The organism is Pseudothermotoga elfii DSM 9442 = NBRC 107921, assembly GCF_000504085.1.
Classification (GTDB): Bacteria; Thermotogota; Thermotogae; order Thermotogales; family DSM-5069; genus Pseudothermotoga_B; species Pseudothermotoga_B elfii.
The window spans coordinates 1,810,627-1,831,932 of record NC_022792.1 but is presented as its reverse complement, the minus strand read 5'-3'; the positions used below and the strand labels follow the sequence as shown (position 1 = coordinate 1,831,932).

At 39.3% G+C, this 21,306-nt stretch carries 17 protein-coding genes and 1 tRNA gene; 12 read left to right on the top strand and 6 right to left on the bottom strand.

The features are described 5' to 3' along the window. Positions 1–135 precede the first annotated feature (135 nt). From TEL01S_RS08920 to TEL01S_RS08875, 10 genes are all read left to right on the top strand, one after another. Positions 136–735 (top strand): hypothetical protein, encoded by a 600-nt coding sequence (locus tag TEL01S_RS08920; protein ID WP_051366240.1) that lies wholly within the window; start codon positions 136–138, stop codon positions 733–735. 67 nt (positions 736–802) lie between these two features. After that, complete coding sequence (locus tag TEL01S_RS08915; RefSeq protein WP_028843749.1) at positions 803–2,146, top strand: GntP family permease; 1,344 nt, start codon at positions 803–805, stop codon at positions 2,144–2,146. Between the two features lie 12 nt (positions 2,147–2,158). Next, a complete protein-coding gene (locus TEL01S_RS08910; protein ID WP_028843750.1) occupies positions 2,159–3,397 on the top strand; it encodes a glycerate kinase type-2 family protein in 1,239 nt (412 codons plus the stop codon). A gap of 251 nt (positions 3,398–3,648) precedes the next feature. Further along, on the top strand, positions 3,649–4,503 hold the full coding sequence (locus TEL01S_RS08905; RefSeq protein ID WP_028843751.1) for an RRXRR domain-containing protein: 855 nt from the start codon (positions 3,649–3,651) through the stop codon (positions 4,501–4,503). A 46-nt stretch (positions 4,504–4,549) separates the two neighbouring features. After that, positions 4,550–4,623 (top strand) — tRNA-Met (locus TEL01S_RS08900). Positions 4,624–4,716: 93 nt separating this feature from the next. After that, positions 4,717–6,048, top strand: a complete 1,332-nt coding sequence (locus tag TEL01S_RS08895; protein WP_028843752.1) for a B12-binding domain-containing radical SAM protein — start codon at positions 4,717–4,719, stop codon at positions 6,046–6,048. A gap of 25 nt (positions 6,049–6,073) precedes the next feature. Beyond that, a complete protein-coding gene (secG, locus tag TEL01S_RS08890; protein ID WP_012003751.1) occupies positions 6,074–6,304 on the top strand; it encodes a preprotein translocase subunit SecG in 231 nt (76 codons plus the stop codon). Between the two features lie 4 nt (positions 6,305–6,308). Then, a complete protein-coding gene (tyrS, locus tag TEL01S_RS08885; RefSeq protein WP_028843753.1) occupies positions 6,309–7,502 on the top strand; it encodes a tyrosine--tRNA ligase in 1,194 nt (397 codons plus the stop codon). Between the two features lie 129 nt (positions 7,503–7,631). Further along, the gene (locus TEL01S_RS08880; RefSeq protein ID WP_038051506.1) at positions 7,632–8,840 is read left to right on the top strand and encodes an S-layer homology domain-containing protein; all 1,209 of its coding nucleotides are present in this window, start codon (positions 7,632–7,634) and stop codon (positions 8,838–8,840) included. 62 nt (positions 8,841–8,902) lie between these two features. After that, positions 8,903–9,904 (top strand): hypothetical protein, encoded by a 1,002-nt coding sequence (locus TEL01S_RS08875; RefSeq protein ID WP_028843754.1) that lies wholly within the window; start codon positions 8,903–8,905, stop codon positions 9,902–9,904. 41 nt (positions 9,905–9,945) lie between these two features. Here TEL01S_RS08875 and TEL01S_RS08870 read toward each other — a convergent pair whose 3' ends face one another. After that, positions 9,946–11,265 carry a B12-binding domain-containing radical SAM protein gene (locus TEL01S_RS08870; RefSeq protein WP_028843755.1) on the bottom strand — a complete coding sequence of 440 codons (1,320 nt, stop codon included), beginning with the start codon at positions 11,263–11,265 and terminating at the stop codon, positions 9,946–9,948. A gap of 67 nt (positions 11,266–11,332) precedes the next feature. Continuing rightward, positions 11,333–13,186, bottom strand: a complete 1,854-nt coding sequence (locus TEL01S_RS08865) for an ABC transporter substrate-binding protein (protein WP_012003746.1) — start codon at positions 13,184–13,186, stop codon at positions 11,333–11,335. A gap of 119 nt (positions 13,187–13,305) precedes the next feature. On the opposite strand from TEL01S_RS08865, the gene TEL01S_RS08860 reads away from it, so the two are divergent. Both TEL01S_RS08860 and TEL01S_RS08855 read left to right on the top strand, forming a co-directional pair. Then, positions 13,306–14,091 carry an SAM hydrolase/SAM-dependent halogenase family protein gene (locus tag TEL01S_RS08860; RefSeq protein WP_028843756.1) on the top strand — a complete coding sequence of 262 codons (786 nt, stop codon included), beginning with the start codon at positions 13,306–13,308 and terminating at the stop codon, positions 14,089–14,091. Then, a complete protein-coding gene (locus tag TEL01S_RS08855) occupies positions 14,088–16,715 on the top strand; it encodes a CBS domain-containing protein (RefSeq protein WP_028843757.1) in 2,628 nt (875 codons plus the stop codon). Before TEL01S_RS08860 ends, TEL01S_RS08855 begins: the two co-directional genes overlap by 4 nt. Here the strand turns inward: TEL01S_RS08855 and kamE are convergent. Genes kamE through TEL01S_RS08835 form a run of 4 tightly spaced genes read right to left on the bottom strand, consistent with a single transcriptional unit; the run spans position 16,678 to position 21,305 of the window. Then, a complete protein-coding gene (gene kamE / locus TEL01S_RS08850; RefSeq protein WP_012003743.1) occupies positions 16,678–17,421 on the bottom strand; it encodes a lysine 5,6-aminomutase subunit beta in 744 nt (247 codons plus the stop codon). The two genes, TEL01S_RS08855 and kamE, sit on opposite strands and share 38 nt — an antisense overlap. Then, positions 17,418–18,986, bottom strand: a complete 1,569-nt coding sequence (kamD, locus tag TEL01S_RS08845; RefSeq protein ID WP_012003742.1) for a lysine 5,6-aminomutase subunit alpha — start codon at positions 18,984–18,986, stop codon at positions 17,418–17,420. Before kamD ends, kamE begins: the two co-directional genes overlap by 4 nt. 43 nt (positions 18,987–19,029) lie before the next feature. Beyond that, on the bottom strand, positions 19,030–19,872 hold the full coding sequence (locus tag TEL01S_RS08840; RefSeq protein WP_012003741.1) for a class II fructose-bisphosphate aldolase: 843 nt from the start codon (positions 19,870–19,872) through the stop codon (positions 19,030–19,032). Beyond that, positions 19,872–21,305, bottom strand: coding sequence for an FGGY-family carbohydrate kinase (locus TEL01S_RS08835; protein ID WP_051366238.1), 1,434 nt, complete (start codon positions 21,303–21,305; stop codon positions 19,872–19,874). Before TEL01S_RS08835 ends, TEL01S_RS08840 begins: the two co-directional genes overlap by 1 nt. Between the last annotated feature and the right edge of the window lies 1 nt (position 21,306).

Genomic DNA, 21,306 nt, shown 5'->3' with positions numbered 1-21,306 from the left:
AGCGTTATAAATGTTGGCAGTCCAGAATTGTCAAATAACGTTCCAAAAAATGTTAACAAATAAAAGTGTTCTTTAAAACAGGATATCAGCTTGTCGAACACCATCATTTATATAATAATACACGGGGGTGAGAGAATGAAAAACAATTCTCATGCTATACCAGAAGTTTCTTATACACCTGTAGATGTTTTCATAGCCTTGATTCTAACCGTTCCCGCGATTTTTTCCCTCTTGCACGCCAGGATTGTTAAAACAATAGGCTATCTGATATTTGCCTTTGGCAGTATCTCACCGGAAATTTATGAAAAAATCACATTCCAGGAAATACCTCACAGTGTCAAACTGCTTTTGAAAATCCAGTTAGTACTTCATTCTATTTTTGGGCAGTTCTTTGATTTTTATGATCTCGTGTGGTGGGACAAATTGTTGCATTTTCTCGGTTCCGCCAGCATAGCATTTTTCTTTTATCATGCTTTGTCAGTTGACTCAAAATTTTGGAAAGCAGAGAAAAGATCGATATTCAATGCTTTTTTGCTTGCTAATTTTGCAGGTGTTCTTTGGGAAATAGCTGAATTCATTGCTGATGAATTGTTTCATTTGAATGCTCAACCCAGTTTGCATGACACGATGCTTGATCTTATCTTTAACCTTACAGGAGCTTATTTTGCTTCGAAACTCTTGTTGAAATCAAAAACAGGCAGTTTTATATCGAAAAAACGAGTTCTGAAAAATTAGATTTGACATATCTACTATAAGTTTCTTATAATAAAATCACATTCTTATCTTTCGGGGAGGTGTGAATGTGGCTGTTTGGTCAGTAGTTCTATTGCTTTTAACGATCATTTTTATCGTTGTTTCCACAGTTCGCTGGAAACTCCCCCCGTTTCTTGCTCTAATTTTCGCAGCTTTTATCTATGGACTACTTTCCGGAATGAAACTTGCAGATATCATCTCCTCTATCACAGCAGGTTTTGGTGGAACGGTCAGCTCAATAGGTATCGTAATTGTCGCAGGTACGATCATAGGATTTTTCTTGGAAAAATCTGGTGGGGCATTCACGATGGCTGAGTCGGTTTTAAAATTGACAGGCAGAAAGAATGTACCACTTGCCATGAGCATAATTGGATATATTGTTTCTATTCCAGTTTTCTGTGATTCTGGTTTTGTTATTATCAATCCTCTGAACAAAGCTCTCACGAAAAGGGCTGGTATGAGTTTAGCTGTCAGTGCGATTGCCTTAAGTCTTGGTTTGTATGCAACGCACACAATGGTACCTCCAACTCCCGGACCAGTTGCAGCAGCAGGTATTCTCAATGCTGATCTTGGAGTTGTCATTCTGTGGGGTTTACTCGTGTCGATACCAGCAATGCTTGTTGGATGGCTTTTTGCTATGAAATTTGGTTCGAAGATCAAGATAGACCCAGACCCAGAGCTTACAGAAGAAGAGATTAACAAAAGAATGAAAGAAGCACCAACAGCTACTTCCGCATTTATGCCCATAGTTGTTCCTATTATTTTGATCGTTCTGAAATCCATCTCTGATTTTCCGACAAAACCGTTTGGTGATGGTGGATTCAGAAATTTCATAGGATTCATAGGTAACCCTGTAACTGCCCTTGTAATAGGCATTTTGATAGCCTTCTTGTTGCCAAAAAAACTGGATAAAGAGATGCTCTCAATGAGCGGATGGGTTGGTCAGGCTGTTTTGAATGCGGGAATTATAATTCTTATAACAGCTTCAGGTGGTGCTTTTGGCAAGGTACTTCAAAATTCTGGTATAGCAAATGTCATAGGCCAGAACCTTGCAAAAGCGAATCTTGGTATGTGGTTGCCATTCATTGTTGCAGCTGCTATAAAAACAGCACAGGGTTCTTCAACTGTCGCGATAATCACAACTGCATCCTTACTTGCTCCACTGATGGAGCCTCTTGGGCTGACTTCAACAGTGGCAAAAGCTCTCGCAGTTGTTGCAATTGGTGCCGGATCTATGGTTGTTTCACATGCCAATGACAGTTATTTTTGGGTTGTAACACAGTTTTCAAAAATGGATGTGAAAACAGGTTATAAACTCCAAACTTTTGGAACATTTATTGAGGGTATCACTGCTGCAGTAATTGTATGGCTCATAAGCTTAGTTGTCCTGTGAGGTGTGGTAACTTTGAGAGAAGATGCTCTGAAAATAGTAAATGAGACAATAAAATATCTACTTCCTGATAGTGCTGTGACGAAAACTCTTCGTGAGTTGAATTTGTCAGGAAATATAATACTTGTTGCTATTGGGAAAGCTGCCTGGCGTATGGCAAAAGCAGCAAAAGACACCCTTGGTGAGAAGATCACCAGGGGTGTTGTTATAACAAAATATGGTCATAGTGAAGGTGAAATAGATGATATTGAGATTTACGAAGCCGCTCATCCCGTACCTGATGAAAATACAATTAGAGCAACTGAAAGAGCTTTAAAAATTGTTCAGGGGTTGTCGACTCAAGATACGGTTTTATTTCTTGTATCAGGTGGCGGTTCGGCTTTATTTGAAAAGCCAAAAGGGAATATTTCCTTACAGGAAATTCAGCAGATCACTGAAAAACTTTTGAAAAGTGGCGCAAATATCGTTGAAATTAACACAATCAGAAAACATCTTTCAGATGTGAAAGGTGGCCGGTTTGCACAGAAAGTTTATCCAGCAAGAATAATCTCGCTTGTTTTATCTGATGTGCTCGGCGACAGACTTGATAGCATCGCTTCAGGGCCAGCTTATCCGGATATGACTACGAGTGAACAGGCGATTGATATTTTAAAAAAGTATAACGTAATCGTTTCAGACAATATTCTTCAGGAGATTATGGATGAGACACCGAAAGAATTGAAGAATGTGAAGACAATCATAATTGGGAGTGTTAAAATTGCCTGTGAAAAAGCCTCGGAAATCGCTTCAAAAATGGGATATAATTCTATGATTTTAACGACTTCTCTGGATTGTGAAGCGAAAGAAGCCGGTAGGTTTATATCATCTATTGCCAGAGAAATACTCAGTAATGAGAGGCCTATTAAGAGACCTTCTGCGGTTATTTTGGGGGGAGAGACTGTTGTTCATGTGAAAGGTTCTGGAAAAGGAGGCAGAAATCAGGAACTTGCCTTTTCTGCTGCCATTGGCATAGAAGGACTCAAAAATGTTGTGATCTGTTCAGTTGGGACAGATGGAACAGATGGACCAACAGATGCCGCCGGAGGAATTGTTGATGGTGAAACATGCCGGAAGATCAGGGAGAATGGTTTTGATCCGGAAGAATTTTTGAAAAACAACGATTCTTACAATGCTCTCAGATTGGCAAACAGCTTGGTTTTCACAGGTCCAACAGGTACAAATGTGAATGATTTGATAGTGATTCTGGTTGGTTAGTCAACTACCCGCCGCCTATAGAGGCGGGGGCTTGAAAAAGCCCTGATTGACTACCCTCAGCCACATAAGTGGCTACGTTAGACAGGTACACCCTATGATGCTGCTCAAGTTCCAGACTCTGTCGTGCAGGTCTAAACAGTCCTGAGAGGTAGGGACAGTGGCAGACATAACAAGCCTGTCTAACATTGGGGATGAGCACCTTACAGGGATAATCCCTGAGTTATCGTCAAAAGACAATTGGAAGTGATTGTGTGGTTTATGTAATTTCAAAAGATAGCAAACCATTAATGCCAACAAAAAGACATGGCAAAGTAAGAAGACTACTAAAACAAGGTCTTGCAAAAGTTGTTAGAAGAGAACCATTCACAATTCAGTTGCTGTATGACACAACGACCTATACGCAACCTATTACAGTTGGGGTAGACATTGGCTCAAAAGTAATCGGTGTTTCAGCCATAACAGACAAACAAGAATTGTTCAGCATTGAAGTAGAACTGCGACAAGACATTAAGAAATTACTTTTAGAGAGAAGGGAATATAGAAGAAACAGAAGATATGGAAAAACAAGATATAGAAAACCAAAAGATGCAAATCATGTTTCGACAATAGGATGGCACATAGTAAACAGGTTGAAACAACAATACGATGTTGAAATAGCTTTTGGCAGTATCACAAAAGCAAAAAGAACAGAAATGGGATTAGAGAAAACACATAGAAACGATGCATTTGTAATAGCAGGTTGTAGCAAAGATATTAACAGAGCTACTGAATGGTACTTTGGGAAATATTTCAGAAGACAAAACACGTCATTACACAAAGCGAATATATTAAAAGGCAGCATCAGAAAACGAAACACTATAAAAGAAGTCAAAGGATTTAGAAGATTTGATAAAGTGAGGTACAAAAATCAAATTGGCACAATTTATGATTTGAGGAGTTCTGGGTATTTTGATATACGTACATTGAGTGGGGAAAAAATACACTCATCAACAAAGTATCAAGACTTAAAGGTTATTGAAAGAGCAAAGACGTTAATATTGGAAAGGAGGAATCAGCGCACTTTTCTTCATCTTAAAGAAGATGAAATCTCCTGCGCTGGTTTATGATGAATCTTGAAAGTCAATCTGAGATATGATATTATATAAAAACAGTGGCGGTGTAGCTCAGCTGGTCAGAGCGAGTGATTCATAATCACTATGTCGTGGGTTCGAGTCCCACCGCCGCCACCCGAAGGCAGCTATAGCTGCCTTTTTCTTTATAGATTTTGAAAAGTAGCCATTTGAGGTATAATTTTTTATGTACAGAAAGAAGGTGAAATTTTGAGGATTCTTCTTGTTAATCCCTCAAACAAAGGTTATTATTATCGATTGGGAGCAGTTTATCCCCCTCTCGGGCTTTTTTACATAAGCTCCACTTTGAAAAAAATAGGTCATTCTGTCAGAGTAATTGATATGAACGTTGAACCATTTGATTGGAGAAATTTTGATTATTCTTCTTTCGATGTAGTAGGTGTCTCAACCGATACAGTTAGATTCCCGCTTGCAAAACAGATCTGTCAGGTGGTTAAATCTCAAGGTGTAATAACTGTTATGGGTGGTCCTCACGCCACAGCTGAATATGAAAAGATCCTAACTGATGGAATATGCGATTATGTTGTACTTGGAGAAGGAGAAGTTGTTTTACCAAAGCTTCTTGAAGCACTTAAAAATAACGAGAGAAAACCCGACTTAAGTGGCCTGTGTTACATAGAAAATGGGACGATTGTTTCGAAAAAACCGGAATTTGTGGAAGACCTTGATTTACTTCCATTTCCCGACAGAGAAAATTTTACTGCTTATAGAACTATGTTTGATAAAAAAATGGCGACAAGCGTTATAACTTCTCGGGGATGTCCATTCAATTGTGAATTTTGCAGTGCATCTCAATTTATGGGAATGCGAATCAGAAAGAGAAGCATTGAAAATGTTGTGGAGGAACTGAAGATTTTGAAAAAAATGAATTACGGTTCTGTCATATTTTTTGATGACAATTTCACTATCGATAAGACAAGAACAATAAAACTTTGCGAGCAGATGCTCAAAGAGAATTTAAATTTCAGCTGGTGGGCATTTTCCAGAGCTGATGAATTACTTGGCAAAGAAGACTTAGTTGAAGCAATGTCAAAGGCCGGTTGCAAGATGCTGTTTATTGGTTTTGAAAGTGCTGAAGACGAAATTCTCCAGGAGTATAACAAAAAATTATCCAGCTCAATTGCATTTGATGTTGCCAAACTGCTGAAAAAATACAAAATAGACCTGTTTGCAAGTTTTATCATGGGGGCATTAAACGACACAAAAGAGTCTATTAAAAAAACTATAAAGTTCGCAAAAAAACTTGGAGCAGAAATTGTGCAATTTTCAATAATGACTCCTTATCCTGGTACTAAGTTGTATGAAAAACTGAAATCAAAAATTACAGTGAAGGATCTCTCAATGTTTGATGGCACAAATTTAGTTTTTCAACATCCGAAATTTTCACCGGATGAGTTGAAAAAATTGTTTTTCAAAGCGTATTATTCAATATATTCAACACCAAGATTAATATTTAAGCGTGGTATACCGTTCCTTATAAAACTTTTAAGCACAGGGCAGCAAGCAGCATATTCAATGTGATAATATAGCGTAAGGAGGTGCTCTGGTGAAAGTCTTCATGGTAATAGTTCACTCACTGATAAGCGTTGCGTTGATTTACATGGTTCTTCAGCAGATGAGTAAATTTGCTGAGCTGGGAGGTGCTTTTGGCTCAGGATCGCTTCACACCATGTTTGGAAGAAAGAAAGGACTCGATACATCGGGAAAGATTACCTTGTGGTTGAGTGTGGCATTTTTTGTGAGCAGTATATTGACTGCCTTCTTTATTTCGAGGTGATCAAATGCAAGTTGAGCAGCAACTTGAGATTCTGAAAAAAAACGCTGTAGATCTTGTTAGTGAAGAAGATCTACTGAATAAGCTCACCAGAAAAAAACAGTTGAGAGTGAAATTGGGAGTGGATCCAACCAGGCCAGATCTCCATTTAGGTCATGCAGTTGTGCTATTCAAACTCAGGCAATTTCAAGATCTTGGTCATAGAGTTATTTTAATCATAGGTGATTTCACAGCCCAGATAGGTGATCCATCTGGAAGGGATGTAACCAGACAGATGTTATCTGAAAGCGAAGTAAGACAAAATGCAAAAACCTATCAAGAACAGGCGTTCAGGATTCTTGATAAGGAGAAAACCGAAGTGCGTTTTAACAGTGAGTGGCTTTCTAAAATGAGTTTTGCGGATGTCATAAAACTCGCTTCAAAATATACTGTTGCCAGAATGCTTGAGAGAGACGATTTCTCGAAAAGATACTCATCGAATTTGCCGATATCTATATCTGAATTTCTTTATCCGCTTGCTCAGGCATATGATTCAGTTGCTGTTCAGGCAGATGTTGAGCTTGGTGGAACTGATCAATATTTCAATCTTCTCGTTGGAAGAAAAATTCAGGAGGAAATGGGTCAAGAACCGCAAGTTGTTTTAACGATGCCAATAATTGAGGGAACTGACGGTAAAATGAAAATGAGTAAAAGTTATGAAAATTATATTGCTTTCAACGACACACCATTTGATATGTATGGAAAGTTGATGTCCATACCGGATGAGTTGATAATCAAATACATAAGATTACTGACGCAGATTCCTGAACAAAAGATAAATGAATACGAATCGCTTATTCAAAGTAAGTCAGTCAATCCAAGAGATATAAAAATGAAGCTGGCATTTGCAATAACGAGCTTTTTTCACGGCGAAGAGGGCGCAGCTAAGGCAGAAAACGAGTTTATCAAGATTTTCAGACAAAAAGAATTGCCAACGCAGATGCCTGCCATCGAGCTTGACAATTCTGAGGTTGAGTTGGTAGAATTACTCGTGACATTGCAGATTGCTTCAAGCAGAAGCGAAGCAAGAAGATTGATATCCCAGGGCGCAGTAAAGATAGATGATGAAAAGATAACAGATATACATGCTAAAATTTTTGTAGATAGAGAAAAAGTTCTCAGAGTCGGAAAGAGAAACTTTTTCAGACTTGTTGGTCGGTAAACTTATTTGTACTCTTGATTTTTCGTACTAAATGGTGTTATAATCTTTCACGATCTTGATTTTTGGTCTTTGACAAGTGGGGGGAACGAATCCCACCGTAAGAAAATAATATGAAGGGAGGTTGGAGCTATGAAGAGGTTTCTCCTTTTAGTCGTGGCATTGTTCGTAGCAGTAGGGGTTTCGGCTGCGGGTATGTTTCCTGATGTACCAGCCACCCATTGGGCATATCCTTATGTTAGCCACTTGAAAGATAAGGGTATCGTCATTGGTTATCCCGATGGCACCTTCAAGGGAAATCAAAACATCACTCGTTATGAAGAAGCAGCAATGATCAGCAGATTGATAGGTCTTCTTGAAACTGAGATAGTTGCTCCACACATCGCAGACATCATGAAAGTTCTCGATGCTGTCAGTCTACGTCTTGGCTCAACTGTAAAAAAGGTGGATGAACTCGAACAGAAAATGAACAACCTCAGTACGGTTCCTGGAGAACTTGCCACAGCCGAAGCTCAGCTCTCCGAACTTTCTAAATCGGTTGAGATGCTCAAGCAAACTGTCAATATCCACGATAAAGACGTAATAAAGCTTTATGAAACTGTGGCAAACCTCCAGAAAAATTACGATGCAAAATTTGTTGAAATGAGCAAAGCAGATCAGTCAGCAGCCAGCAAATTGGCAGCACTGGAAAGTGCTATGGGTAAACTTGAGGAAAAAATCGCAAATGTCGAAAAGAAACTCCTCGCGCTGCAACCGATTAAAGATGTTCTAAAAGATTTAACGACAAGAGTTACCGCTCAAGGAGAGAAAATTGCCTCCGCTGAAGAGAAAATCGGTGATCTGAGCGCCACACTCGATAATGCTGTTGCGACGATTGGCTATGTGTCTATCAAACTCGATAGAGCGCAGGAAAACCTGGTCAATGCGACAGACAGAATAGCTGCTCTTGAGGACAAATCAAAGGGTATTGACGAGAACGCTCAGGCTATTGAAAGCCTCAAGGCAGAATTTGGAGACAGGCTTTCTCAACTTGAAGAGAAATTTGGCAGTTTTGAGTCCAACTTTGACGATTTCGCAGCCATGCACGACGAACAGATCAATTATGTGCTTGATGAAATTGATTCTGTGAATTCGCAGATCGATGAACTGCGTGAAGGGCTCTTTGCTGTCAAGGATGACACGGGTGCCTCTATTGAAGAGCTGAATGGCAAAATTGAGAATGTAAAATCTGATTTACTTGCTCAGATCGAGGAACTCAAGAAAGCCAATTCGGCTACGACAGGACTTGCAATCGGTGCTATAATTATCGCAGTAGCCGCAATGATTGTGGGTGCTATGTAAACACCCCTGGTGGGGTATAAAAAATAACACTAATTTTTAAAGGTGAAGGAGGGTGTTAAAGTATGAAAAAACTTTTGGTAGTTTTGCTTGCTTTGGCAACAGTCGCAGCCTTTGGTGCAGTGAATTTTTCTGGAAGACTTGACGTAACACCGAGTTTGAGTTACGACGCATCAACACTTGCTTTGACAACATCGATTGGTGCATCTGCTTACTTGAATGTTGATGCATCAAATGAATCAACCACTACAGGTTTCTACGTGACATTTGCTTCTTATCTAAAGTCAATCACAAACAGCACAACAACATTCCCAATCACACTCGATTATGACACCTATGTATGGCAAAAACTCTACAGCTCTGAATCATTGAATGTCACGCTTAAAGCAGGTTTGCTTTCAAGAGGATGGAGCTATGTAACAGGATCTTACTTCAGCTGGATAGTTACACCACCATATTTTGTTTTTGACAATTACACTCCAGCAGTTGCAGTTGATATGGATATTGCTAATGGTGATGTTTCTGACAATCTTGCTCTGTATGTCTATTCACCAACATCAACAACGGCAGACCTTGATATCTACAACAGCTTCAGCTTCGGATTTTTGAATGTTGGGCTCATGGCACAGGGTGTTTTCAGCGCAGTTTCTGGTGGTACTTTCGGATTTCCAGAAATTGGTGGATCGGTTTCTGCTGACCTGGCAGAGGCTCTGAACATCGAAAATGCCACACTCAACGCCTTTGCATATCTCTCAGTTGACCCAGCAGCAACGGATCTTTCCACCATGCTCAGCGATTATCTTGTTGGCGTAGACTTTGGTTATGACAAGCTCAGCGGTAGTTTGGCTTTTGCAAAAGGAAACATGCTTGGTATCGGTGTCCAGACAAAGATACTTTCTCCTGTAACACTCGGTGCAGATGTTGTCTGGAGCGATCTTACAGATGTAACAAACTTCGGTCTTGATGCTTATGCAAGCTGGAAAACAGAAATTTTGAACCACAGAATTTCTGTTAAATACGCATCAGATACTGTTACCCTTGCCTGGAGGATGAGAGTGTACTTCTAAGGTAAGCTTGGCTTATAAAAACCCCGGTGTATGCCGGGGTTTTATTTTTTAAGCCAGTATTTTTCCCATCTATTCTGGATTTTGAGCATGGATAACGGTAAATTCAATGTATCGTTCAGGATTTTTCCGGATCTGTACATGAATTCAATTAATTTTGATTCAAAATGGTAATCATATGTGAAAATATCTCCAGTATATTTTTTTTCTTCAATGAGCTTTTTTTCATATTCGGTGCCTGCTAAAGGTAATAATCTTGAGGTCACGACGATTCTTTTCATCTGTTTTTTTGAAACGAGCTTTCTCACCTTTCTTATAAAATTGAAGTTTTCAGAAAGTTCTTCCAGAGTTGTTAATTCATCAAACATTATAAAACCAACTCTTATTTGAATATCGAACTTTCCAAGTATTTCGAAGGCTTTTATGTTATCTTGAACCGTTGTGTCTTTTTTAAATCTGTCAAGAACACTCTGAACACCGGATTCTATTCCTAAAAATACCTTTCTTAAGCCGGATTCTTTCAGTAGCCTTAAGAGATCTTCGTTTATATCATCAGCTCGGCATTCAATGCTGTATCGTATGTCAAGATTTTCTTTAATAATTCTTTCTGCCAGCAAAAAGGCCCTTTCTTTGCTTGCCAGAAAATTGGCATCGTTGAAAGATATGTACTTCACTCCATGATTCTTTTTCAAAATTTTTATTTCCTCAACAACATTTTCCACGCTTCTGAATCTCAGTTTTTTTCCAGACAATTGAAAAAAAGGTACCACACTGCAAAAAATACATCTTCCATAACATCCTCTTGAGCTTTCCATTGACGCATACCCAACTTTTTTTAAAGCATCAGGGAGAAAATCTCTTGCTGGAAACGATAAATCATCCAGATTTGCAGCTTTATTGAAGGGGTTTTTCAGTATTTCTCCGTTTTTTTTATAAGCAATACCATTAATATTCTGCCAGTTTTTTCCATTGAGAAATGCTCTGGCAAAATTTATAAAGCCTGTTTCACCTTCCCCAAGTATGATTGAATCGATCGCTGAAAAATTTTCGAGCAGGGTGTAATAGGCAAAAGTTGGAAAAATGCCCCCCACTGTTATATGAGATTTCGGACTTGCTTTTTTGACAAGTTTCACAAAATTCATTGTTTCGAGTGTGTAATCCTGAAAAGGGATAGATATTCCTATTATTTGTGGAGCAAAAGATTTTATCTTTTCAAGAGTTTTTTTAACAGAAATTTTCTGAAGCTTTGGATCAATCAGAACAGTCTCTATGCCTTCTTTTCTCAGTTGACTGGCTATATATTCCAGCCCAATATGTTCATAAGCCGGCACATGTTTTAGAGGAGGATTTAACAATACGATCATTCAGAATGCCTCCTAACAAAAAACCTGGGGCAAACGCCCCAGGTTGGTTTCGATGAGAAAATTAATATTATTCTTCTTTCCACAGATAGTAGTAATCCTGCCCGCCTCTCATTGGGTTCGGGAACCAGCCTTTAACCCAGCTTCTTCTGACACTCTGAGTTTGGGCTTCATAGAGAGGTACACCAAGAACATATTTAATTGCAAAAGCCTGAACCTGTTCATACAGTTTCTGCCTCAAGGCAGGATCAGTTGCCGTGGCTGCTTCTTCTATAATTTGATTGCAGCTCTTCCCACCAAGCTCTGGAGTGGGTGTTGAAACGAATTTTTTGAAATTGTCTCCCTGAGCGAACCCGTATGTTCCTGCCGAATGGTAGTACGTCTGAATAAAGTTATGAGGATCAGGATAATCTGCAACCCAGCCTATTATGAACGCCGGCAGGTATCCATTTTTGTATGATGTTAAATATGTGGGCCACTGTTCGCCACGCACCTCAATTTTGAATTTTGGATTTATCATTTCCACGTATGTTTTTATCATTTCAGCCACAGTTCTTCTCGTTTCATTTCCTGTGTTGTAGAGCAATATGAGCTTGAAACCTTTCTTCCAAACTTCTCCATTCCAGGCTTTTTTGAACTCTTCAGTAGCCTTTGCTATGCTGAAATCAAACATAGGAAGGTTGGCGTTATAACCAAGCAGAGAACTCGGCAAATCAGCTGGGATCCTTTTTCCCTGACCACGTAGAACATCTTTTATTACCGCGTCGTAATTGATAACATATGCAAAGGCTCTTCTCACATGTTCGTCACTGAAGAAATCTGGTGGAATACCCTCACCGTCGAGTTTTCCAGATCCAATGTATTTGCTGTCTGGTCTGACATTCCAGTTGAAATGCAGGGATGTTATTGATATATAAGGGAGGTTCTTCTCAACTACAATACCAGGAGTACCTTCGATCTGTGGCAGATAAATTGTTGGTACTGCAGCGATATCGGCGTCACCTTTTTCAAGCATTGCTTTCATTGTAGACCATTCACCCACATTCCATATGATAACCTGTTTAACTTTTGCTGGGCCTCTCCAGTATCCATCAAATCTCTCAAGAATAACTTTTTGCTGTGCTCTATCCCATTCGACTACTCTAAATGGACCTGTTCCGTTTGTTTTTGCATACAGAGGCGACTGTTCTTTCGGAAGATCGTGGTATCTCCACCATGTATCGGCTTTACCATCCCAGCATCCCTGGGCTATTGACCATTCTTTGTTCAGCACCATGCTCCAGTTGGCATATCCACACAGAATGGAAAGAAACGGGCCAAATGGTCTTGTTAAATGAAACACAACGCTGTCTCCATCAACCTCGATAGCAGGGTCGATGTAATCTGTGTATATTTTTATCAGTTTGTCTTTGTATTCTGGCAATGGTTCACCGGTGTTGGAATCAATCATATCAGAATAGGACATTCCGGTGACTTTTTCGACGAATTCCTCTAAGGAATAAACTTCAAACATGGCTTCCCACAGCATCCACATTGGACCCCCGGCCGGATCGAAAAGGAGGCCTCTTTCAAAACTGTACTCCACATCTTCGGGTTTTAATTCTGCACCATTGTGGAATTTTACACCTTTTCTGATTGGAAAAACATAGGTTTTTCCTTCGTCTTTGATCAAACCATTTTCAAGGTTCGGTACTTCAGTTGCCAATCTCGGGACCATTTTTGTGACACTTGATCCGTCATAAGCGATCAGACATTCATAGACTTCGCTCAGAACTTCGCCGCTTGCTGTGTCATAGGCAAAATGTGGATCGAAAGTATCAGGTTCGCCAGCCATGTTCAGTCTGATTATTGTGTCTGGGTTTTTGACCTCTGCGAAAGCCAGAAATGCCGCCAAAACCATGAACAGAACAAAAAATTTTTTCATCTTCATACCCCCTTGTGGTGAGATATTTACATAGAGAGTATACACCATGAAAAGAACTTATTTCAAGCTCGATAGATCTTTCAGAGTGTAGTATCATAAATAAAACAGGAGGTGACAAGGTGATAGCATTTCTTACCGATTGGTCTTTAAAAAGTTATTACGTTGGCGTAGCCAAAGCGGTTATGAAGAAAATCAACCCGTCTGTGGATGTTGTTGATATCACTCATGATATAAAACCATTTGACGTGAGAATGGCGGCTCATGTTTTGCTCAGGGCGTCATTTGATTTCCCTGAAAATACAGTTTTTGTAGCTGTGGTTGATTATGGCGTTGGAACAAACAGAAAGGCTATTTGCGTGAAGACGAAGAACAATCATTTTTATGTGGGTCCGGACAATGGCATTTTCACATATGTTGCGCAACATTATGGGGTAAAGCAAATTAGAGAACTTGATAATAAATCATTTCATTATGGATCTTCATACACGTTTCATGGCAGGGATATTTTTGCAGCAGTTGCCGGCTATCTTTCAAAAGGGATTCCATTTGAACAAATTGGATCGGTTCTACCAAACTACATTGTGCTACCCACAAAAAATGCTCAGCTTGGTTCTGATTTCATGATTGGTGAAGTTGTTTATTTCGATGGATTTGGAAATGTCGAAACCAACATACCAGCATGTTTTGTAGAAAAATTGCAGTGGGAAATGGATGATGTTATATTGTTGAATGAAAGATACGAGCTTATTTATGTCAAAGCTTATGGCGATGTAGAAAAAGGGAAAGGACTTGTACATGTAGATAGCTCTGGCTTCATAGAGATATCTGTGAATCAGGACAGTGCCGCAAATGTTTTCAAATTTCATGAAGGAGAATTGGTAAAGCTTAGGAGGAAAAAGCCTTGAAATTGATCGTTGGACACAGAAATCCTGATTTTGATTGTTTTGCTTCGTGTGTGGCTGCTCAGAAACTTTACCCGGATCATACGATTGTCTTGAGTGGATTGCCTCAACAGAATCTTGCCCAATATCTTGCAGTGTATGAAGAAAAATATCCATTCATAACTGAAAAGGATCTTCCCGATAAATCAGCTGAGTCTATCATTGTTGTTGATACTGCCAGTAAAGAACGTGTAAGTCAGCAAATTCAAGAGATTCTTGAAAGATGTGGTAATGTCTTGATTTTTGACCATCATCCAGACATAAAAGAGATATCTATAAAGGGCGAAAAAAAGATAGAAAGTGTGGGGGCTACTGTAACAATTTTACTTGAAGAGATAAAGAGGAAAAACATACAGATTGACTCAATTGATGCAACGTTATTTGCTGTAGCGATATATGAAGACACAGGTAATCTGCTCTATACAACGACAACTATTCGTGATGTGGAGATGATCAAATATTTGTTGCAAAATGGAGCAAACCTCGTGGAAATTTCAGATTTCATAAAATATGATTTGAACTATGATCAAAAACTTATAATGGATCAACTCGTTTCAAATCTCGAAACTATCGAAATAGAGGGTTCACCTGTGAGCATAGCAGTTGCTGAGACAGACAAGTTTGTAGGTGGCTTAAATGCTGTGAGCAGTAAATTGTGGTATCTGGAGGGTATGGATACATTAATTTGCATTGTAAGAACCGGTAAAAAGACACATATTATAGGTCGCAGTTCTTCAAACAACATTGACATCGGTACTTTGATGACAGAACTTGGCGGGGGCGGTCACAGAAAAGCGGCAAGTTGCACTTTGAATTCTCAAGATGTTCCGAAAATTAAGAGCATGCTGCTGCAAAAATTGAAAAATTACGTAAATAAAGGGCCAAAGGCAAGGGACATTATGTCTTTCCCTGTCAGGGTTGCGTATGCTGAAATGAGTATATCCGAAGTGAACAAGATAATGGAGAGAACAGGGCACAATGGTTTGCCTGTGATCGAAGATAATAAACTTGTTGGTATTGTTACGAAAAAAGCTGTTGATAGGGCGATGAATCACGGTTTGCAAAAACATCCTGTTAAATCCATTATGTCAGGCAAATTGATAGTTGTGTCACCAGAGACTCCATTGAACAAGATTAGACAGATTATGATAGAGAATGACATAGGCAGAATACCGGTGGTAGAGAATGGAATTCTGGTGGGTATCATCACAAGAACAGATGTCATGAGATCGAGTTTCTCAAATGCGGTACGTTCTATTCAAAGAAAAGCCGTTCACGAAACTGTTGAGACCACATTTTTGAATGTCAGAGATATAATGTTGAGCAATTTGCCAAAGAAAATATCTATTCTTCTGAGACAGCTTGGAAGATTTGGTGACGAAATAGGATTACCAGTTTACACAGTTGGAGGCTTTGTGAGAGATCTTTTAATGGGAAATCCGAATTACGATATCGATATAGTGGTTGAAAAAGACGGACTTTCACTTGCCGATCTTGCTGCGAGGAAGTTGAATGCCAAATTGGTGAAATATGAAAAATTTCTCACCGCTTCTCTTTTTTGCAAAGATGGTTTAAGAATAGACGTAGCGACTGCAAGAACCGAATACTACGAAGCTCCTACAGAATTACCTCAGGTTGAGGTAAGCACCATAAAGAAAGATCTCTACAGAAGAGATTTCACCATAAATGCCATGGCGATAAAATTGAATCAGAAAGATTTTGGTTTGTTGATAGATTTCTTTGGTGCAAAGAAAGATTTAGATAGCAAGCTCATAAGGTGTCTTCATACATTGAGTTTTGTGGAAGATCCGACAAGAATTCTCAGAGCTGTCAGATTTGAAACACGTTTTGGTTTCAAAATAGAGCAGCAAACAGCCAGATTGATGCTCGATGCGGTTCATCAGGGGTATCTGGAAAAAGTCAGTGGGCAGAGATTGAGGCAAGAGTTTGAGAAAATACTTGAAGAGAAAAGTGTTTTTGAAGCCTTGAAGAGACTTTCTGATTTTGAGGTTATAAAGCACATGTTCCCGGGTGTTTTTTACACAAGTTCTATGGAAGAAAAACTGAGGGCGCTGTTCATGTTTTTACCATGGGCGGAGAATTTTTTTGAAAAATTGAATAGATTTTACGCAGTTATGTACGTATTTCTCGAATATCACAGCGAAAATTTGCTGGAAGAAATTAGGCAGAGATATGGTTTATCACATTGTTTTGTATCAGAATTGAAAGTAATCAAAAAAATGATCGTACCGCTTTCCAAAATGATTTCACTTCATATGGAATTTTCAGATATATACAGAGTAACACAGAGTTTCTCATCAGAGGCCTTTTGCTATGTGGCTTCTTATCTTGATTCACAGGCTCAGCAATATTTGAAAGAGTTCCTCGAAAAAGTGAAAGGCACAAGATTGAAGGTCAACGGCGGGTATCTGGTAAAAAATTTTAATCTAAAACCAGGCAGACTCGTCGGTGATATCCTCGAGAAACTTTATTGCGCAAAACTCGATGGAGTGATCACCGACGAATCTGAAGAAGAGTACGCTAAAAAGCTTATCGAAAGCGTTTTTTCAAAAGTTCCTGAACAATGAAATTTGCCACGTCGCTTGGCAGCGTACCAGCACCAAAGCCAGCATCATAACCGAGCTCTAAGGCCAATTCGTGTGTGATTCTTGGCCCACCAACTATTGCCAGTAAACTATCTCTTATGCCCTCAGCATAGAGCATATCTATAAGTTCTGTCAAATGTTTTATGTGGACATTTTTCTGCGTGACAACTTGAGATACAAGAATGGCATCTGCATGAACTTCACGTACTTTTTTGATAAGCTCAAGAGGCAAAATTTGAGCTCCAAGGTTGTAAACTTTAAATGCCCGGTACCTTTCAAGCCCGTAATCTCCGTGAAAACCTTTCATATTTAAGATTGAATCAAGTCCTACTGTGTGAGCATCGGTTCCAACAGTTGCTCCAACGACAACTATTTTCCTGCCAAACTCCTTTTCCACAAGTTCATCAAGCTGGTCACGGGACATTTTTTTGAATTTCGGAGCGACTACCTTTATCGCGGTTGCATCTATTGACATATTTGTTTTTCCGTAAACGACAAAAAATGTGAAATTCTCACCTAAATCTTCCATCGTTGCTATAACTATGTCCTGAAAACCGAGGTTTTCACAGAATTTCTTTGCAACCTCCCGTGCAAGAGGCCCATACTCTAAAGGAAGAGTAAAAGAAAGTTGGACGGCGCCATCATTTGTTTGATCTCCATATGGTCTTATATTTCTGAGGTCGATCATTTTTTCACCCCCAGGCGATTTTCAAGTTCGTCCTGAATAGGGTTTATATAGTTTTCAGATTTTCTAAACACGCCCTCAAAACCTTTACCACTGTCTGGTTTTCGGGATATGTCGGCAAACTGCCCTTCTTCTATTGCTCTCAGCAACCCTACTTCTTTCACGTGTTCAAGCAGGTTAACAGCCTGCCTCAAGACTGTGTTTGCCCTTTGTTCTACGAAACCTTTTTCTTTAAAAAGAATTTCTCTGCCAAGATGGCGAGCAGCTTTGAAAACATAATTTGCATTTACAAGTGCAAGGTATCTGTCCTGCAGGTGTGGTGTGTGTATTGCTTCAGTCAAAATTCCAAGAAGCTGAATACTCTGTCCTGTCATAACTGACACGAGATTAAAAAGGGTTTCCAGGGCATAGCCTTTAAATATATTTCCAGTCATGAACTTCGTTGGGGGCATGTACTTTATAGGACAATTGGGAAACAATTCGCGTGCCAGCATTGCGTGAGCTATTTCATACAAAAGGCTGTCCTCAATATCGGGGTTGATTTCAAAAGCATGTCCAAGGCCCATCAATTCTGGTTTCATTCCTGCCTTCAGTGCGAATTGTTCATTAATCAATTGCGAAGCTGTCACTGTGTAAGCTTTTTCAATAGCGTCGGCTGTTGTGAGATAATTATCTTCTCCAGTATTGATAGTTATTCCAGCAAATGCACAGATTAACCTGGAGATGTATTGATCGGTGAATGTCCTGATCATGTTTATATCTCTGAATAATATGCCGTACATTGCATCATTCAGGAGTATATCGAGTCCTTCCATAGCAGCAATAGCAGCAATTTCTGGCATGCAAAGCCCTGAAGCGTAATTTACCTGACGGATATATCTGCCGACTTTCTCGGCAGCATTATCAAGAGCCTGCCTCATGATTCTGAAATTTTCCTGAGTGGCGTATGTGCCACCGTAGCCTTCTGTTGTGGCACCATAAGGAACATAGTCAAGCAAACTCTGTGCAGTTGACCTTATCACAGCGATTATATCCGCTCCCTGAAAAACGGCAGCTCTTGCCTGAACAACGTCTTCGTATATGTTCCCTGTTGCTACTATAAGATATTTGTATGGTTTTGGTGGATCACCCAGTAATTTGAGTAAATCATTTCGTTGACTGCTTTTTTTCTCTAATTTATCAAGAGCTTCCTTTGAAAGCTCGCGCATTTTCGATTCGATTTTATAAAATGGTGCATCGGGTAAAGTTCTAAGATCCAGGCCATCTGAAATCGCTTCACATATCTCCTGAGCACTTTTTTCCAGTACGATCATTGCATTAACTACAGGTTTTGCTACACCGTCTTCGAGCATACTCCATTCTTTAAGTTTGTCGACTACCACGTTGACTAAAGGAATTTGATCTCTCGTTACTCCATCCACACCAAAAAATCTCAGAACTGTTCGCTCGACAGAGACGGTGGAATAATGATCAATCAGTTCGTTTTTGACCTCATCTGTTATCTCTTTTGCAAGTTGTCTTGCATAAACAACTGAATCGCCGTCAAGTTTTATTACTGGGCGATCCACACCACCACCTCCGTCTCCATCGTATCACAAATTATCTAAAGGCTTAAATTTTTCCGGAACTTCCAAGAAGCTCTATTTTGTGTATTACTGTTTCTGTGATAGCTTTTGATGCAGCATTGAGCAATGTGAGCTGATCTTTAAGCTGTGGGTTTGAACTCAAAATTTCCCTGATTTTTTTGACATAAACTGTCTTAAGAACAGTTCCTATGTTTATCTTTCCAAAATTCATTCTGCTTATTTTCTTGAGATCTTCATCAGTTACTCCGCTTGAACCATGCAAAACCAGTGGTACATCAACAACATTTTGTATCTGCTGGATCCTTTCAAAATTTATCTGTGCTTCTTGCTTTTGCATTGCATGTGCTGTTCCTACAGCTATTGCAAGGGCATCTACTTCGGTGTTCTGGAAAAACTCCTTTGCCACAGCTGGCTCTGTGAGAATTTGGGAGATTTCTTCTCCATCCTCTGATTTTCCTACTCTTCCTATCTCGGCTTCTACAGATATACCGAGCGATCTGGCAACTTTCACCACAATTTGTGTGTTACGTACATTTTGTTCAAACGATAAATCTGATCCATCATACATAACAGATGTAAACCCAGCTTTCATTGCTCTGAAAATAATATCAAGCTCTCTGGCGTGATCCAGATGAGAAACTACTGGCACAAATGTCTTCTTCGCCAGCTCATTCATCATGAATGCGGCTATTTCCACACCGAGATGTTTTATTGCGCTTGGAGAAGCCATCAGTATGACAGGGGATTTCATTTCTTCCGCACCTTTTATTATTGCTACGGCATCTTCGTAAGTGTGAATATTAAAAGCAGGAATGGCGTAGTTAGATCTGTATGCAACTTGTAGTAATTCTTTCAGAGTAGTCAGCATTATTCTACCTCCTTGATCAATCTTTCATAACCTCTTTGGATTTCTTTATAAAGCTCATTCATTTTTTCTGACAATTCTTTATTTGGAAAAACTTTTTCGAAATGGATCTTTTTTCTCAAGTATTCGATCATTTGAAAATCATTTGCACCTCTGATCGCAGATATTGCAGCACCAAGAGCGGTCAACTCTGCAGTGTTGAGATAATAAATGGTTTTGCCTAACATGGAAGCTTTATATGATATAAAAGTTTTGTTGTCTGTCAAACCTCCACCAGCGATTACAGGCAATTGCCCAACAAATTTTTCGAGGTTCTCAACAGTCAATCTGCTTGTGTAGCATAGATAGAGGTAAACGGATTGAAGCATCTCTATCTGGGAGCAGCTTGCAGGTATCTTGAGAAAATTTATTCCATCTGCGTTTTCTCCAACTATATTGTCACCGTTTGAATAAATATAAAAAGGTAATTTTACAGGCAGAACACTTATTTGCTCGTTCAACTCAATGAATCTTTTCGATGATGTTTTCATCCCGAAAATCTTGAGAATTAATTCAATTAGTTTTCCATGATACCTGACGCCTGAAGCGAGATAATATTGCTTATCTTCGAAAGCAATTCCAACAAGTCCACCGTTTTTCATGAAGGGAGATTTCATATGCATATTTTTATCTTTTTCGTGAGCTATAGCGGTTATCAGAGAGGCTGTTCCCATTGAGTCGTAAATTATTTCGCTTCCAAAAAGAGATGTTAATCCGTATGTTCCCGTGAGGTGATCATGCCCAGATAGAAAAACGGGCACATTTTCCCATTGCCCAGCAAAACTCCCAGTATAATGCAGTTCTCCAAGTTGATCTGGGTCAATTTGAAAATATTTCAACAACTCCTCATTCCATTTTCGACGGTGTATATCTACCATGTGACTTCGGCATGCCTGAGTCATGTCCCAGAGAGGTTTTCGTGTTAATTTATAAGTTATGTAAGAGGAGATTGGAAGCCAGTGTTCAACCTGGTCAGGTTTGACTATCGACTTTTCATACATGTACAGTATTTTGTACAGCGAAAAATAATAGATATCCCTTGAACCTGAGATTTCATAAGGGGCAAGTGTCTCAACTGTGTCTTTATATTTTTCCTGAAGTGGCTTTGTACATGTATCATACCAAACTATCGGATCATACAGTTTTTTGCCACGTGATACCGCTACGACTGATTCACCAACACTTGTGCATGAAAGCCCTGCTAAACTCCACCTGTCTTTGATCTGACAAAGTACTTTCTCTATAGCGTGTTCAAGTTTATCAAGATCGAAATACTCAACTCCATTGATAACGTTTTTTGGTGTTTTTACTTTGAATACATTTTCAATGCCATTTTTTGTGATAACCATTATTTTGGTATTGGTGGTACCGATGTCTATACCTGCATAAGCTTTCATA